This window comes from Chryseobacterium sp. CP-77, assembly GCF_036362765.1.
Taxonomy (GTDB): domain Bacteria; phylum Bacteroidota; class Bacteroidia; order Flavobacteriales; family Weeksellaceae; genus Chryseobacterium; species Chryseobacterium cupriresistens.
Window position 1 is genome coordinate 2,595,480 of the sequence record NZ_CP143637.1, and the last position, 15,020, is coordinate 2,610,499.

Annotated in this window: 13 protein-coding genes; 8 read left to right on the top strand and 5 right to left on the bottom strand. The window is 36.6% G+C overall.

Going from position 1 to position 15,020, the window contains the following annotated elements:
- Positions 1-75: 75 nt before the first annotated feature.
- The 3 genes from V0410_RS11530 to V0410_RS11540 all read left to right on the top strand — a co-directional run bounded on the left by V0410_RS11530 (position 76) and on the right by V0410_RS11540 (position 1,981).
- On the top strand, positions 76-531 hold the full coding sequence (locus V0410_RS11530) for a hypothetical protein (RefSeq protein ID WP_330743109.1): 456 nt from the start codon (positions 76-78) through the stop codon (positions 529-531).
- On the top strand, positions 532-969 hold the full coding sequence (locus V0410_RS11535) for a hypothetical protein (protein WP_330743110.1): 438 nt from the start codon (positions 532-534) through the stop codon (positions 967-969).
- Between the two features lie 163 nt (positions 970-1,132).
- Positions 1,133-1,981: a M12 family metallopeptidase gene (locus V0410_RS11540; RefSeq protein ID WP_330743112.1), complete on the top strand. Its 849-nt coding sequence runs from the start codon at positions 1,133-1,135 to the stop codon at positions 1,979-1,981.
- Positions 1,982-2,011: 30 nt separating this feature from the next.
- Here V0410_RS11540 and V0410_RS11545 read toward each other — a convergent pair whose 3' ends face one another.
- The gene (locus tag V0410_RS11545; protein WP_330743114.1) at positions 2,012-4,138 is read right to left on the bottom strand and encodes a helix-turn-helix domain-containing protein; all 2,127 of its coding nucleotides are present in this window, start codon (positions 4,136-4,138) and stop codon (positions 2,012-2,014) included.
- A gap of 82 nt (positions 4,139-4,220) precedes the next feature.
- Here V0410_RS11545 and V0410_RS11550 point away from each other — a divergent pair, with 82 nt between their 5' ends.
- Positions 4,221-4,673, top strand: a complete 453-nt coding sequence (locus V0410_RS11550; RefSeq protein ID WP_202841242.1) for a hypothetical protein — start codon at positions 4,221-4,223, stop codon at positions 4,671-4,673.
- 176 nt (positions 4,674-4,849) lie between these two features.
- Here V0410_RS11550 and V0410_RS11555 read toward each other — a convergent pair whose 3' ends face one another.
- On the bottom strand, positions 4,850-5,386 hold the full coding sequence (locus tag V0410_RS11555; protein ID WP_034694954.1) for a gamma carbonic anhydrase family protein: 537 nt from the start codon (positions 5,384-5,386) through the stop codon (positions 4,850-4,852).
- 161 nt (positions 5,387-5,547) lie between these two features.
- Between V0410_RS11555 and V0410_RS11560 the strand changes: the two genes are divergently transcribed.
- From V0410_RS11560 to hemH, 3 genes are read left to right on the top strand one after another with little or no spacing between them, the layout of a single operon-like run.
- The gene (locus V0410_RS11560; RefSeq protein WP_062676215.1) at positions 5,548-6,426 is read left to right on the top strand and encodes a NifU family protein; all 879 of its coding nucleotides are present in this window, start codon (positions 5,548-5,550) and stop codon (positions 6,424-6,426) included.
- A gap of 10 nt (positions 6,427-6,436) precedes the next feature.
- Positions 6,437-6,964 carry an NADPH-dependent FMN reductase gene (locus tag V0410_RS11565; protein WP_330743128.1) on the top strand — a complete coding sequence of 176 codons (528 nt, stop codon included), beginning with the start codon at positions 6,437-6,439 and terminating at the stop codon, positions 6,962-6,964.
- Positions 6,965-6,979: 15 nt separating this feature from the next.
- Positions 6,980-8,008, top strand: coding sequence for a ferrochelatase (hemH, locus tag V0410_RS11570; RefSeq protein WP_330743130.1), 1,029 nt, complete (start codon positions 6,980-6,982; stop codon positions 8,006-8,008).
- 80 nt (positions 8,009-8,088) lie between these two features.
- Here hemH and V0410_RS11575 read toward each other — a convergent pair whose 3' ends face one another.
- Both V0410_RS11575 and V0410_RS11580 read right to left on the bottom strand, forming a co-directional pair.
- A complete protein-coding gene (locus V0410_RS11575) occupies positions 8,089-10,041 on the bottom strand; it encodes a M4 family metallopeptidase (protein ID WP_330743131.1) in 1,953 nt (650 codons plus the stop codon).
- A 354-nt stretch (positions 10,042-10,395) separates the two neighbouring features.
- Positions 10,396-11,616 (bottom strand): type IX secretion system plug protein, encoded by a 1,221-nt coding sequence (locus tag V0410_RS11580; protein WP_330743133.1) that lies wholly within the window; start codon positions 11,614-11,616, stop codon positions 10,396-10,398.
- A gap of 71 nt (positions 11,617-11,687) precedes the next feature.
- Here V0410_RS11580 and V0410_RS11585 point away from each other — a divergent pair, with 71 nt between their 5' ends.
- A complete protein-coding gene (locus V0410_RS11585) occupies positions 11,688-12,326 on the top strand; it encodes an MBL fold metallo-hydrolase (protein WP_330743134.1) in 639 nt (212 codons plus the stop codon).
- Between the two features lie 259 nt (positions 12,327-12,585).
- On the opposite strand, the gene V0410_RS11590 is transcribed toward V0410_RS11585, so the two are convergent.
- On the bottom strand, positions 12,586-15,015 hold the full coding sequence (locus V0410_RS11590; protein ID WP_330743136.1) for a TonB-dependent receptor: 2,430 nt from the start codon (positions 15,013-15,015) through the stop codon (positions 12,586-12,588).
- Positions 15,016-15,020: the final 5 nt, after the last annotated feature.

Genomic DNA, 15,020 nt, shown 5'->3' on the forward strand with positions numbered 1-15,020 from the left:
ACTATTGGAATAAAAATTTTTTTTAGCTTTATTTTATATATAATATTTGGGTAAATTGCAACATCATTACATGACATGAAAAGAAAAATAATGTATATCGAAAACAAATCCTATGGTCATCACGGACCTGCATGGATTGGTTTTGTAGAATTCTCAAAATCAGGGCAAACTGTTTATTTCGATAACAAGGCACTCAAAAAACTCAAAAGGCCAGGAATCAATGCTAATCATTTTGATATAGAAACGGGAGAAGAATATTGGGTGTCCGGCGTTAAGAAAAATGGTCACAACAGACATCAGTTTGGTGGTGGAAAAATTATGATTGATAAAAACTCTATTAATGACTATCTAAAGCTGGTAGACTTCAACTATATTGATGAAAAGTATTTTGAAATTGTTGAATTTTCCCGTACAGACAAAAACTTATTTAATGAAATAGAAAATACAGAAACTGAATTCAGAGACGAAAGTTATCATGCTACTATTTATGATAACAACCGAAGAAAATTAATCTTAGACACTAAAATTTAAATGAAAAATATTTATTTGCTCCTTTTATCATTCCTTTTAATAAGCTGTTCTTACAATCAATTTTATAAAGACAGAGAGTCTGACAAAACAGATGGTGAAAAAATTCCCATAAAATTTTATTGGGAACTTCGATACGGAAAAAATCCGGATGATATTTATAAGTTATTTGGTGAGAAGTTTTTTAAGGTGACTGATAAAGAAAAACTTGTAAAACTTATGAATACAGTCAATGCAATTGGTCCCGTTGAAGAATATAATCTTGCCAAATGGGAAACAATGGTTGTGAAGGGAAGTAATGCACGGAGTCAATACTTCTTTATGTACAATGTAAAAAGAGGGACTAAGAAAACAGAAGAATCTTTTACTTTAGAGAAGAATAAAGAAGGAGACATAAAAATCGTTGGCTACAGAGTCAATCAAGATATGCTAAACGAATAAAAATAAAAGGGTTTTGAACATTTTCAGAACCTTTTTTATTTTACGGGCTTTCATTTAAGTGATTTTAAAATAAACAATACGAATAAGCACATTTTAACAAAAATAATTCAATAAAAAGAGATATATTTATTATATTCGTATACCAAATTTTAAAAATATTAATATGATCAAAAAAACAAACAGCCTGTTTTATAAGCAGATGCTGACAGGAAAAACTGTCTTTATGAGTTTTCTTATTGCTGCCACATTTTCATCATGTAGTAAAAACAATGAGGAAATTACTTCTGAAGCTCAAACCAATGCATTCAACGCAGAGAATGTAAAAAAAGGACAATTGAACGGCCAGGAAATTACCTATGAAAGAAAAAACGGAATGAATTTTTTCCAGGGCGATATTGTTCTTACCGATAAACAATTATCAGAAGGTAATGAAGTTAATAAAGGCGGTGCCAGCTATTCAAGGTGGCCGAATGGTAAAATTTATTATACTATTGCCAGCAATATGGGTTCCATCAATGTTAATAAAATCAATTCTGCCATCAGCGAGTACAATAACAAAACCAATACACAATGGATCTACCGCACCAACCAGTCTAATTATGTGGAATTTATTTTCGGAAGCTCATCAGGATCTGATGGCTGGGCTCACATCGGATATCAGGGTGGAAAACAAACCATTTCTTTGGATCAGTATATTTCTGTAGGATCAGTTATTCATGAAATGGGGCACACGGTAGGACTTTATCATGAGCATACGCGTAAAGACAGAGATCAATACGTAAAAATTCTGTGGAATAATATTCAAAGCGGACAGTCTTATAATTTCAATATCTATAATTCCGGAACCGATATAGGCCCGTTTAATATTAATTCGGTGATGATGTACTGGCCGACCTCATATTCCAGAAACGGACTGCCTACGATTACCAGAGCTGACAACAGCAATTTTACTTATACCAGAACCGGATTTACCACCGGAGATATCAATACCATCAATGCGATGTATCCTTAATTCTTTTAGAACTCCATAAAAAAAGAACTCCTACGAGTTCTTTTCTTTTTTATAATTATAGTGGTTAATTAAAATCCTGATTTCGTTAAATTCAAAATGATTGGGCAGTGCATTCTTCCACTCGGTTAAAGTTTCGTGTGGATTTTTATAGAATTCATCTTCAAAAGCTTTGATTTTATCCGAAGTAATGACTCTGGCGATGTCCAGCAATCCCTGTTCGGCAAATTTGGCAAGATGCCCAATAACAGTTTCTTTCACCAGCCCTCTTTCCAAGGCAATTTCTCCGATCGTTTTTCCCTGTTCAAACAGCTGGAAGGTTAAAACCTGGGACGGAACTTTAGCAATTTTCAGATTGATTTCCTTATCATTCTTTTCATCTAAAAGTTTCTTTTCAAGAAGATGTATCTCTCTCAGGCTGTTCAGATATTCTTCAATGTCTTCCAGCCAGCTTTTAAATTCTTCGTTGTATTGTTTCAATCCTTTTGCACCTTTTATCTCAGCATAAAATTCTTTCAAAGGATCGAATATTTTATTTCTGGTTTCTGTAAAAAAGAAATTAACCGCACCTTTTGATTTGCTTTCAATTTCGGACCATTCTTCTTTCTGTTCAATAAAATTATTGACTTTCTGGAAAATGATTCGTTCTAATTTTTCAAAAATTTTCCCCAGATTAACCGCTTCATGTTTCAACTGAAGATAAAGCTGTTTGGTTTTAACGTGGTCTATATTCTTGGTGACAATGGAAAGGTTATTCCACTCCTCCACTTCTTTCAAAAACCATGTACAGTCTAATGTTCGCAATACTTTTCTGATGCTGTAATCATATTTTTCCTGATTCAGAATCGCCTCCACATGATCATTGGCAATCGTATCGGTGTGGAAATGCAGAATCCTGTTATCTTTGAAAATAACTTCGGGAGTAATTTTTGATTTTAAAACAATGCCCTCCAGAGTTCTGCAGCGGGATAAGGCCACATACACCTGACCGGCAGTAAAACTTTTCCCGGCATCAATAATCACTTTATCAAACGTTAATCCCTGGCTTTTGTGAATCGTAACCGCCCATGCTAATTTGATGGGAAACTGCTCGAAACTTCCCAACACTTCCTCTTTGATATTTTTATCCGTGTCAAGGAAATATTTTTTCTGTTCCCAGGTTTCTCTTTTGACAACAATTTCTCTTTCACTCTCATCCAGAACAACACGGATTTCATTTTCATCCAACCCGATAATCTCACCCAGTTTTCCGTTAAAATATTTCTTTTCTCCGGAAATATCATTTCGGATAAACATGATCTGAGCTCCAATTTTCAGTTCTAAAAACTGGTCATTTGGAAATTGATTTTCTTTAAAGTCTCCTACCAGTTTAGCTTCATAAATCTGAGGATCTACTTTTATTTCAGCTAATTTTTCCTGATTGATCTCGTCTGCCATTTTGTTGTGAGAACACAGATATACATAAGATTCTTTTCCCATATCAAAGTCAGGATCATATCTTTCATTGAGATGATTAAAATCTATATTATCCACATCGCCGTCACGGATCGCATTCAGAATTTCCAGAAACTCTTCGTCAGATTGTCTGTATACCTTTGTCAGCTCAATGGTGACGATTGGAATTTCTTTAATGGCATGGCTGTCAAAAAAGAAAGGTGAGTTGTAATACATTTTGAGGATATGTTCATCTCTTACCACCGGAGGAAGTTGATACAAATCTCCGATAAAAAGCATCTGTACCCCTCCGAATCTCTGATTATTCCTTCTGATGAATCTCAAAGAGAAATCCATCATATCCAGAACATCAGCCCTCAGCATTGAAACCTCATCGATAATAATGATCTCGACCTCTCTCAGAAGTTTGAGTTTATCTTTACGGTATTTGAAATGAGGCATCAGATCGGCAATATTATTGGCCAAACTGGTATCTATCCTTTCTGTAGTAGGAAGAAAGGTTCTCAACGGCAGCCCAAACATGGAATGGATGGTTACTCCTCCAGCATTAATGGCAGCAATTCCCGTGGGAGCCACTACAATATGCTTTTTCTTGGTACGCCTTACAAAATCATTAAGAAATGTTGTCTTTCCTGTTCCGGCTTTCCCCGTTAAAAAAACACTTCTGTTCGTATATTCTATTAAGTCAAAAAAATGATTATTCATCTTCGTCAAAAATACGGAAATGAATTTGAATTTCTTACCTTGGCATAAGTTTTGAAAATTCTTAAAAAGAAAAAAGTTTATTGTGAAAAAATTATTCTTTCATATCCCGGCAATAGTATTGTGTACTACATTAACTTTAGTTTCGTGTAATACATCAAAGAATGCCAATACCAATCTTCCTGTTGATATTGCAGACAGACCTGCTGACGAAGACAGTCAGAAATATGAACAGGCACAGCTGGATAGATTAAAAGCTTCTATTGAATCTGAAGTATCAGGAGAAAAATGTACGGATGCCAGCGAATGGGCATTTGCTCCCATGGGATCAAAAGCCTGTGGCGGACCTCAGCAATACATTGCCTATCCTAAGAAAAAAGAAGAAGCTTTCCTACAAAGAGTGAATGAGTATACGGATAAAGTGAAAGCTTTTAATGAAAAGTATAATATTACGTCTGACTGTATGATGATCGAGCCACCTACATCACTCAAATGTATCAATGGTAAGATCAGACTTATCACGCCGGACAATAATTAACAATAAAGCAAAGGTTCTATATCAAATCGAAAAAGCTCTGTTTCAGAACAGAGCTTTTATATTTATTTTTAAACAGATCAATGGTGAATTTTGCTCCGCAAGTGGATGGTGAAGTTTTGCAATCCAAAAAAACTGACAAGCGCGGCGAATTGACGATTCACTATTCACCTGACATCCTAAAATTGATGATCCTTCACATTCTCCTTATACCATGATGAATATTTCACATAGTTATCTGCAATTCTGTTCACTTCTCCTTCCAGCAACTGGGCATTGATATCTTTGATTTTTCTTGCAGGAACTCCTCCCCAGACTTCTCCGGATTTAATATGTGTTCCCTGAGTCACTACAGAACCAGCTCCTACAATGGAGTTTTCTTCTACAAGGCAATCATCCATTACAATAGCTCCCATTCCGATCAATACATTATCTTTAATGGTACATCCATGAACAATCGCGTTATGTCCGATGGAAACATTGTTCCCTATATTCAAAGGATATTTCTGATACGTACAGTGCAGCATTGCATTATCCTGAACATTCACCTTGTCACCCATCTTGATATAGTGAACATCACCTCTGATCACTGCATTATACCAGACACTGCAGTCTTTTCCCATTGTAACATCGCCAATAATAGTTGCCGTTTCTGCTAAAAAAGTATTCTCTCCGATCTGTGGTGCTTTTCCTAAAAGCTGTTTTATTAGTGCCATAATATTAATTTGAAATGTGAAAATGTGCCCAATTGGGAATTAAAATATACTATCATTTCTGATATCTAACTTCTAAATTACAGTGATAGCAAAAATCTAACTCTCAATTTTCAGCTTCTAACTTCTAATGCGTATTTTTGTATCTCAAATTTAACGAAAAAATGCGTACCGTACTTATAGAACCAACTGAAAACCCAAAAGTGATGAAATTTGTAGCAGATTACAATCTCATCCCCGGGTCTTTGGAACTGGACAGAAATTCAGATATTTCAGAAATTCCTCTGGCACAGGAACTTTTCAATTATCCGTTTGTGGAAAGAGTTTTCATTACCGCTAATTTTGTAGCTGTAGCAAAACAGGATACCATAGAATGGGAACATGTAGCTGAAAGTCTGAAAAATGTAATTGAGGATGAATTACTGGCCAACCCGAGAATTTATCTTCAGAAGAAAAAAGAAATGTATCAGATTTATGCTGAAATGACTCCGAATCCCAACGTAATGAAGTTTGTTTCAAGCAAACTGCTGATGGATGGTTTTGTGGAAGTAAAATCGAAAGAAGCGGCTGAAGAAGTTCCTTTGGCACAGGCTATTTTTAAAGAGTTTGATTTTGCAACGGAAGTTTTCATTTCAGACAACTTTGTAGCTGTTACGAGAGATAATTCTGTAGAATGGCACCAGGTGATGATGACTGTTCGTGCCCTTATTGCCGAATATCTTCAGAACGGAGGTGAAATTTCAAAAATCGAACCTCAGAAACATGAAAATCCTGTGGAGAAAATTATCAACAGAGATTATACAGAGGATGAGCAGAAAATTTCTGACATTTTAAATGAATATGTAGCTCCTGCCGTAGAAAATGATGGTGGAAAAATTTCTCTGATGGAATACGATCAGGAAAATAAAACAGCAAAAATGCTTCTACAGGGTGCATGCTCCGGCTGCCCAAGCTCTACTGCTACTTTGAAAAACGGAATTGAAAATATCTTAAAACAATTCGTTCCGGACTTGGTAGAAAGAGTGGAAGCTGTAAACGGATAAAACTGCCGAAATGCCTCCCGGAAAAAAAATTGTAGTGATTATTGGAAGTGCTTCGGCAAATTCCAGCAATCAGAAACTGATGGAACAGGTGCTGGAAAATATGGACAATACAGACTTTCAGATGTATGCTGATTTATCTTTCCTACCCCATTTTGACACCGCATTAACGGATGATCATACTCCTGAAGAGGTTCTGAAGATCAGAGAGGATATTAAAAACTCAGCAGGTGTTATATTTTCCACACCGGAATATATTTTCAGTATCCCGGGGAGATTAAAAAATCTGTTGGAATGGTGTGTTTCCACAACGGTATTTTCGGAAAAACCTGTTGCTGTGATCACGGCTTCTGCCAGCGGAGAAAAAGGACACGAAGAGTTGTTACTGATCTTAAAAACTCTCGGAGCCGCAGCAGATGATAAACATCAGGTATTAATAAAAGGGATAAAAGGCAAATTTGAAAGCAATGGCTTACTTGAAAGTAATACCTTTGCCAAAGTATCAAAATTAGTAACAGATTTTAGAACCTCTGTTTCATAATTAAAATTTAGAATATTGAATAAGAAAGGAATTTTACTAGTCAACCTCGGATCACCGAGATCAACTTCTGTAAACGACGTAAAGGAATATCTTGATGAATTTCTGATGGATGAAAGGGTGATTGATTACCGTTGGATCTTTCGTGCACTTCTCGTACAGGGAATCATTCTGAAAACAAGACCTGCAAAATCTGCTGAAGCCTATAAAACAGTTTGGACAGATGAAGGTTCTCCGCTGATTGTTATTACTAAACAAATTCAGAAAAAACTTCAGAAAGTGGTAGATGTTCCCGTTGAAATCGGAATGAGATATGCACAACCAAGCATTGAAGCCGGTATTCAGAAACTTGTTGATCAGGGAGTCACTGAAATTGTTCTTTTTCCACTATATCCTCAATATGCGATGAGTACCACGGAAACCGTAATTGAAAAGGCCGAAGAGGTAAGAAAAAAGAAGTTTCCCGGTATAAAAATTAATTATATTCAGCCTTTCTATAACAGAGATATTTATATCAACTGTCTTGCGGAAAGTATTAAAGAGAAGCTTCCTGAAAATTTCGATGCATTGCAGTTCTCTTACCATGGTGTTCCGGAAAGGCATATTTACAAGACAGATCCTACGAAGACCTGTAACCTTAACGACTGTTGTTCCAGAGATGATAATCCAAGTCATCAGTTCTGCTACCGTCACCAATGTTATAAAACAACGCAGCTTGTTATTGATAAATTGAGTTTACCTAAAGAAAAAACGATTGTTTCTTTCCAGTCAAGATTAGGAAAAGATAAATGGATTGAGCCATATACCGACGAAACATTGGAAACAATTGGTAAAAAAGGGATCAAAAACCTGGCAATTGTATGTCCGGCTTTCGTTTCTGACTGTCTTGAGACCCTGGAAGAAATTTCTGTAGAAGGAAAAGAACAGTTCATGCATGGCGGCGGTGAAAATTTCCATTATATCCCGTGTCTGAATGATGAAGACCGATGGATTGAAGTGGTAAAAACACTTTGTGAAGAAAAACTGAATGATTTCTATTTAGTATAATTTTTTTACTCAAAATATACAAAAGGCCGCAAGAATTAACTTGCGGCCTTTTCATTGAATATATTAAAGATTTGATTTGGTTATTTTTTAATCAGGTTTCCTGCTTTCTCTCCGTTTACCAGTACAATATATACTCCCGGAAGAATATTAGAAGGAAGCTGAATGTTCAGTCTATTTACCCCATCAGTAATTTCAACTTTCTCAGAAATTTCTTTTTTACCGGTAAGGCTTACCAGTTCTACAATTCCTTTTCCTGATTTTCCTTCAAAGTTGATGGTAAATCTGTCTGTTGCAGGATTCGGGCTTATAGTGTACAGCGCCGTATCTGCGGTTGCCATTTTTCCTGCCGGAGAAGTTCCTCCTCCTACACCTACAGCATTCCATGCATTTTTAACCTGAGTCACTTCATTGCTGGTTGCTCCGTATAAATCAGTAGCAGCCTGAATAGAATAGGTTCTTGCACTCGCATATGTTGAAGAAGATGTCAGATAAGTTGTCAATGTTCTGTACGCAATGGCTCCAGCCTTATCAAGTCCTATTGCCGAAACATTATAAGCGAATCCTTTATCGTTCGTACCTGATCCTCCTGTTACTAACAGATAATACCAGAAGTTAAGGACACCTGAATTGGTATGAACCCCGCAATAATCATTAGACTGGCTTGGAGTAACGCAACCTGAAGTTGTGGTAGTTTTCCAGTAAGTTCCCATATAAGTATCCGGCTGGCTGTATGCATTAGGATTAGCCATATTTCTGATTACATAATTGAAATCTTCTCCTAATGTCCAGCTTGCCTGAGTAGGTCTTGCCCAACGTTCAATGGTGTTTCCAAAGATATCTGAGAAGCCTTCATTTAATGCTCCGGATTCTCTTTGATACGCAAGGTTAGCTGTTTTGGAAGTTAATCCATGCGTAATTTCGTGGCCGCAAACATCAAGTGCTGTTAATGGTTTTCCGCCATTGGTTGTGGAACTTCCGTCACCATATGTCATTCTGGAACCATCCCAAAATGCATTGAAATAGTTGGTAGAATAGTGAACATAGGATTTAATAGCGAAATTATTATTATCAATACTCTTACGTCCGTATTTGGTATAGAAGTAATCCACTGTCATTTCTGCTCCCCAATGAGCATCTGTAGCGTATTGATCTTTATTGGTATTAACATTATTCCAGTTGTTGTCCGTATCTGTAAAGTCTACCGCAGAAGCATAGCTTGTTCCTTTTTTCAGGTTATAGGTTTCTACTGAAGTTCCTCCGTTTCTTCCTGTTTCTCTTAATCTGTAGCTTCCGTTATAAGAATCTGTAGTGATGCTGCGGGTTCCACTATATCCTGTAACGGCTGTTCCCGGTGTGTTTACTTCGTGAATAATGGCATCTACTCCCAGCACTTTTCCATTTTTAGCATCCACAAAAACATATTGTCTGCTTAATGGTTTTTCTGCATAAATATCGAATTTATAGGCTAGTCTTAAATCATTCAGCTTGTCATCATCAGGATTTGAATAATAAACCAATTCACCTTTTGGAGCATAGCTTGCATTGGGATCACCGGTTTCTTTTTTAAGAAAATCTTCTTCTTCTTTATTTTTCCATTTATAGGATTCTGCTCCTACAAATGACAAAGCGCTCTGTAAAGCAGCATTTTCAGCAAGGCTGGCCGTTTTGTCAAGACCTTTCGGAATTTTAATAACCCATTTTCCTGATTGTCCTACAATTTTACCGTCTTTTGTCTGTACCGCCATCATTCCGTATTCTACAGGAATATCATTAACGGTCTGTTGAAATCTTTGAGTTTCGAAGCCTAATGCATCTTTTTCTAACCCGAGTTTACGAGCCTGCCCCGGAGAAAGTCTCTGAGAAGCTTCGTCAAATAAAACAGGGGCTCCCTGATAGGAAGGTGCATTTTTTTCAAATCTCATAAATTCAGCATGTAATCCGCTTTTTCCCGGAACTAATTTTGATGGTGTGTTTTGCCCAAAGACAAAAGAGCATGCAGCAACGCTTGCTACTAAGATAAATTTCGTTTTCATATTAATAATGGTTGATTGTGGTGACGAATTTATAAACTTTTCACAATAAAACAACACAATCGATGAATAAAATTCAATTGATATTATAAATCAGTAAATAAAACACAATGATGATTTTAAAACAAAGAAAATTATTTAAATATAATTTTTCTGCAATATGAATTTTATGTTAAAAAATTTAACTGAAATCAATTTTTTGTGAATTATTATTTTTCACTATGCAGTGCATTATAATGTAAAAAATTAATCCTAATCTACGGTCTGGAGGATAAATTCTGTTCAATAGAATCAAAAAAAAGGAACCATCTTAACAGACAGTCCCCATTTTATATGATATTTTTATCGTATTACTACCTACCTCTTGTTGGCAATTGGTGTTCTGAATTCCCCATAACCCATCAAACCATCATAATTTCTTCCGAAAGGTGCATAATAAAGAAAAGCCTGATAGAGATTTTCTGTCTGCCAGAAATTACCGTTTATTTCTCCAAAGTTCAGAGAACCGCTTCCTTCTTTTGTTGCCAATACATAGTTATAAAAACCTTGTTTCAGGAATATTTTCGCGACATACTGTTTGGTGGATGCGTCATACTGCATTTGATTTTCCTTGCTGGGTTTAAAATTATTAAATCCTCCCAGTACATAAATTTCTTTATCCACAGGATCGGAATCCAGATAGAAGTGAACCCATGAGTAGTCAGCTTCTCTTTCTGCGTCTCTCTCTCTTCCCAAGTCGTTTCTTCTGTAGTACCATGCTCCATTCACATCCGGCTGATACTGATAATTTAAAGGAAACGCCCATACCGGATGAAGATAAGTCTGGTTAACATCATCTTTTATTTCAGCAGCACGCACCATATCCGCGGCCATATTCATATTTTTATTATCGAAATAATAAAACTCATTATCTCCCGGAAAAACAAGATTCATCTGCTGAAACAATACCTGATTTCCTAAAACACTGCTCGGTTTAAGATTGGAAATCACCATATTCGGGTTGTTATTCTGCATCACATTCATCGTGATTGAATTAACATTGGAAGAAATATCTCCGCCTTTCGGAGAAACATTCACTTCTACCCTCTGATTAGCATTGGGATTTTTTGCATCTGCAAATCTTGAAATATTTAAGCCCACGGATGTTACATCTTCCACAAGATAAAATCGTTTTTTGAACAGAGGCTGGTCTGCCGAATCTTTGTAGACAATCAGTTCATAATTCCCTGAGACTTTCAGCTGGATTTTATCATTCGGGAAAACAAGTTTATAGTGGGTATAAGCCTGTAATGTATTGAAAGAATACTGGAACTGATCCAGAAGAGCATTCATACTTCCGGTAGCAAATTCTGTAAAAAACAGATTATCTTCATTCCAATTTCTGTCGTAATGTTTGAAGGTATACCTGTAGATCTGACTGCCGTTGGTAAGATCATCAAAGCCTAAAACCAATTGTTCACCAATTTTAATGACAGGGGTCTCATCATTGGTCTGAGGGTTGAACAGCTGAATACTTTGGATATTTTGTCCAAAAACCAGTCCGCCCAAAGAAAGTAAGAGTATTCGCAAAGTTTTCATTATGACGAAGATAACGAAAAATAGCCATTTTCTTAATAATATCGTATTTTTGAATAAAAAAATATTCACATATGCTTCAGATTCAAGGTTTCGTATTCAACTTTGCGAGCGAAAATACTTACATCGTCTATAACGAAAATAAAAATGCCTGGTTAATCGATCCGGGAAACATGAATACTCAGGAAACTCAGGCTATAGATAATTTCATTACTGAAAAAGAGCTGAAGATTCAGAAAATTCTTTTAACCCATGCTCATATTGATCATGTTTTGGGACTTCAGTGGGCTTTTGACAAATTCAAAGTGCCAGTACATATGCATCAGGAAGATCAGGAAGTACTGGATATGCTGCAGGCAAGCGGGATGAGATTCGGAATGCAGATCAACCCTGTAAAAGTGGATGTAGAATATAGTAAGGAAGGCGATGAGCTTGATCTGGATGGAGAAAAGTTCAAAATATATCATGTTCCGGGACATTCTCCGGGAAGTGTAGTCTATCATAACGAAGCACAAAAATTCATGATCTCCGGTGATGTTCTTTTTGAAGGCAGTATCGGAAGAACAGATTTATATAAAGGAAATTATGATCAGCTGATTGAAGGAATTAAATCGAAACTTTTTATTTTAGATAATGACACCCAGGTTTTCTCAGGACATGGAAATCCTACATCGATTGGTTTTGAGAAACAGTATAATCCATTTTTGAAGTAAGAGAGCTTGAGCGTCATATAAATCTCTTGAATCAAATTTATATCTGATGCTTTATATTAAAACCATTCTTGTTGGGTAAATTTTAACCGTAATTAAATTAACAGGTCGCTCCTACGGAGCTCCGTAAGAGCGATCTGTTAATCCCTGCCATAAATATTGATATTTCCAATGTATTTAGACTTTTTATCGGACAGTAATGATAAAAAATACAAAACCGTCAGAAAATTCTGACGGTTTTGCTGTTATAAAGAAATAGAATTTAGAAATCCAATGTGATTGATGCTCTGGCAGCAGCTCCCATGATAGGTCTGGCCATGATGATTCCGTCTCCATTGGGCGATCCTGCTCTTGGATCTCCTTCTGTAATTCCGATGGTGTTAAAGATATTGGTTCCATCCACTGCAAAACGTATTCTTCCTAACTGGTAAGACATTCCCGCTCCAAATTCTGTGAAAGAAGGCAACGTCTGTACATTCTTCTCATCCTGGAAGCGTTTTCCATAATAATTCATACTTACATAGGCTCTCCATGATTTGGTAATATTCACAGCCGGTGAAATATTAAAGAAAAATTTAGGCATCCTTCTTACTACATTTCCTTCAAGAACACTTCCTGCCTCAAGGTTTTTATATTTTGGACTCTGGATGGTTCCGTTGAATGTTACTTCTACAATATTATTGAATAAACGGGCGAAACCTTCCACTTCAACTCCATAGTTCTGTGTATTGGCAAAGGTATTTTCAGATTTTCCATCAGAGAAAACATCCGTAAATGACAGGTTCTTCAAGGTAGAATAGAACGGAATCACTGCTACATCAAAAGTACGCGAGTAATATTTATATCCAACCTCCAATTGGTTTGTGGTCACTGATTTTAAAGGTTTATCAGGGGTTGGATTGGAGAAATAATTGTAGTAAGCTTCTTCATTAGGAGATCTGAAACCATTGGAGAAACGGGCGTACACTGCATTTTCTCTGTTGATTTTATAATTGGCAGCTAATGTAAAAGAAACTTTATCCACATTATAGTTCCAGTAGGTATATTTATTTCCCAATACACTCATATTGTCATCAGCGGTTGTTGTGTTGAAACCATGAGTTCCATCCGTGGTTAACCCTGAATTATTTAAATTCGCACTTGTTGTATTGGCAAAATTTCCTTTGTAATAATCGTGGCTGTAACGAAGACCACCATTTACACTTAAAGCATCGGTAATATTATAATCCAGGTTTACATACAGATCATTCAAACTTCCCTGAGTCTGGGTATCTCTCTGCAAAAATGTCATATTGGTAACCCCGTTATATGTTTTGGAATATCCAATATCTGAAGGACTTAAAGAAGTATCTACCAGATTCAGTAATTCAGGTCTGTCCGTTGCTGTAGTCAGAATATTACTCCAGTTCCAGTATTGGTGTGATTTCCAGTTGGATTTATAAAAACCTGCGGTTACATTTCCTTTATCAAATTTATAGTTGAACTGTAAATCGTTGACAAAGTTATTCATCTGCTTATCAATTGCCCAGAAGCCAAGCTTTTGTACATATTGAGGATCAACCATTCTTCCATTGCTTACCAATGAGTACTGATAGTTGTTTCCGGTAATTCCGTTACTCTTAGCAAAATCGGCTGCCGTCTGCGGTCCGCCTGCAGGAAAAATTCCTGTATAGTTCATATTGATATTGGTGTATCTGGTTTTGTTTAAAACCGTGAAATTATTTCCAAGATCATACTTAAACTCAGCACCCACTGCATCTACTTTCGGATGGATCCCGTCTTCAAGGTTTCTGTTGAAAAAACCACCTCCGGCCTGTGGAATATTCAGCTGACTGATGGCTCTGTAACTGTACGTTCCGTAATTAGGATCAAATCCCTGGAATCCTTTCAGTTTATTTCCGTTCTGGATTAAAGGAATCGGAAGGAAGAATGTATTTCTGTCATCCAGTTTTTTGTAATATACTTTTACATAGCCTTTATCAAAGACATATTTCAGATTCATTCTGATCTGCCCGCCGTTATTGGCTTTAAAACCCGTCTTTCTGATCCCGTCATCTGTTCTGTAAAAACCACCGACATTGAAAAACAATTTATCCTGAACCAAAGCACCTCCTACATTCACATCGGTACGCATCAATCCGTAGGTACTTGTTTCAAGTTTCGCCGTACCTCTGAAATCATTGGTTCCTTCTCTGGTAATAAAGTTGATCAACCCTCCGGGAGAATTCGTTGCAAAAATAGAACCTGAACCTCCTCTCAACGCTTCCATACGGTTGACAGAATTGTCTACACGGAAAAAATTATCTGCATTGGCAAACTGAAGCGCTCCATCTTCAAAAACGGGAAGACCATCTTCCTGTACCTGTACAAATTCATAAGCTCCTGCAGAAGGAATCCCTCTTGCGAAAAGGTTGTTTCCCACTTCTCCTCCTGAAGTTTCCACCGCAAATCCCGGAACTCGCTGTAATAAAGCCGCAGCACTGATCGGGTTTTGTTTCTGGATTTCTTTGGAGCTAAATGTGGAAATCGCTGTACTGGATTCTATTTTTTTCTTCGGATTTGAGTTTCCTGTAATGACAATCTGATCGATGGAGGAAACTTTTGCAGAATCCTGCGGTGTTTCCTGGGCATAAGCATTATTAAAATATAACGTAGCTGTTGCGGCGATTAAAAAGATTGATTTTTTTTTCATAGCCA

What these genes read in the sequence shown, in the direction of transcription:
- V0410_RS11530 (WP_330743109.1), top strand. Translation starts at nt 76, where the DNA reads ATGAAAAGAAAAATAATGTATATCGAAAACAAATCCTATGGTCATCAC.
- V0410_RS11535 (WP_330743110.1), top strand. Translation starts at nt 532, where the DNA reads ATGAAAAATATTTATTTGCTCCTTTTATCATTCCTTTTAATAAGCTGT.
- V0410_RS11540 (WP_330743112.1), top strand. Translation starts at nt 1,133, where the DNA reads ATGATCAAAAAAACAAACAGCCTGTTTTATAAGCAGATGCTGACAGGA.
- V0410_RS11545 (WP_330743114.1), bottom strand. Translation starts at nt 4,138, where the DNA reads ATGAATAATCATTTTTTTGACTTAATAGAATATACGAACAGAAGTGTT.
- V0410_RS11555 (WP_034694954.1), bottom strand. Translation starts at nt 5,386, where the DNA reads ATGGCACTAATAAAACAGCTTTTAGGAAAAGCACCACAGATCGGAGAG.
- V0410_RS11560 (WP_062676215.1), top strand. Translation starts at nt 5,548, where the DNA reads ATGCGTACCGTACTTATAGAACCAACTGAAAACCCAAAAGTGATGAAA.
- V0410_RS11565 (WP_330743128.1), top strand. Translation starts at nt 6,437, where the DNA reads ATGCCTCCCGGAAAAAAAATTGTAGTGATTATTGGAAGTGCTTCGGCA.
- V0410_RS11575 (WP_330743131.1), bottom strand. Translation starts at nt 10,041, where the DNA reads ATGAAAACGAAATTTATCTTAGTAGCAAGCGTTGCTGCATGCTCTTTT.
- V0410_RS11580 (WP_330743133.1), bottom strand. Translation starts at nt 11,616, where the DNA reads ATGAAAACTTTGCGAATACTCTTACTTTCTTTGGGCGGACTGGTTTTT.
- V0410_RS11585 (WP_330743134.1), top strand. Translation starts at nt 11,688, where the DNA reads ATGCTTCAGATTCAAGGTTTCGTATTCAACTTTGCGAGCGAAAATACT.
- V0410_RS11590 (WP_330743136.1), bottom strand. Translation starts at nt 15,015, where the DNA reads ATGAAAAAAAAATCAATCTTTTTAATCGCCGCAACAGCTACGTTATAT.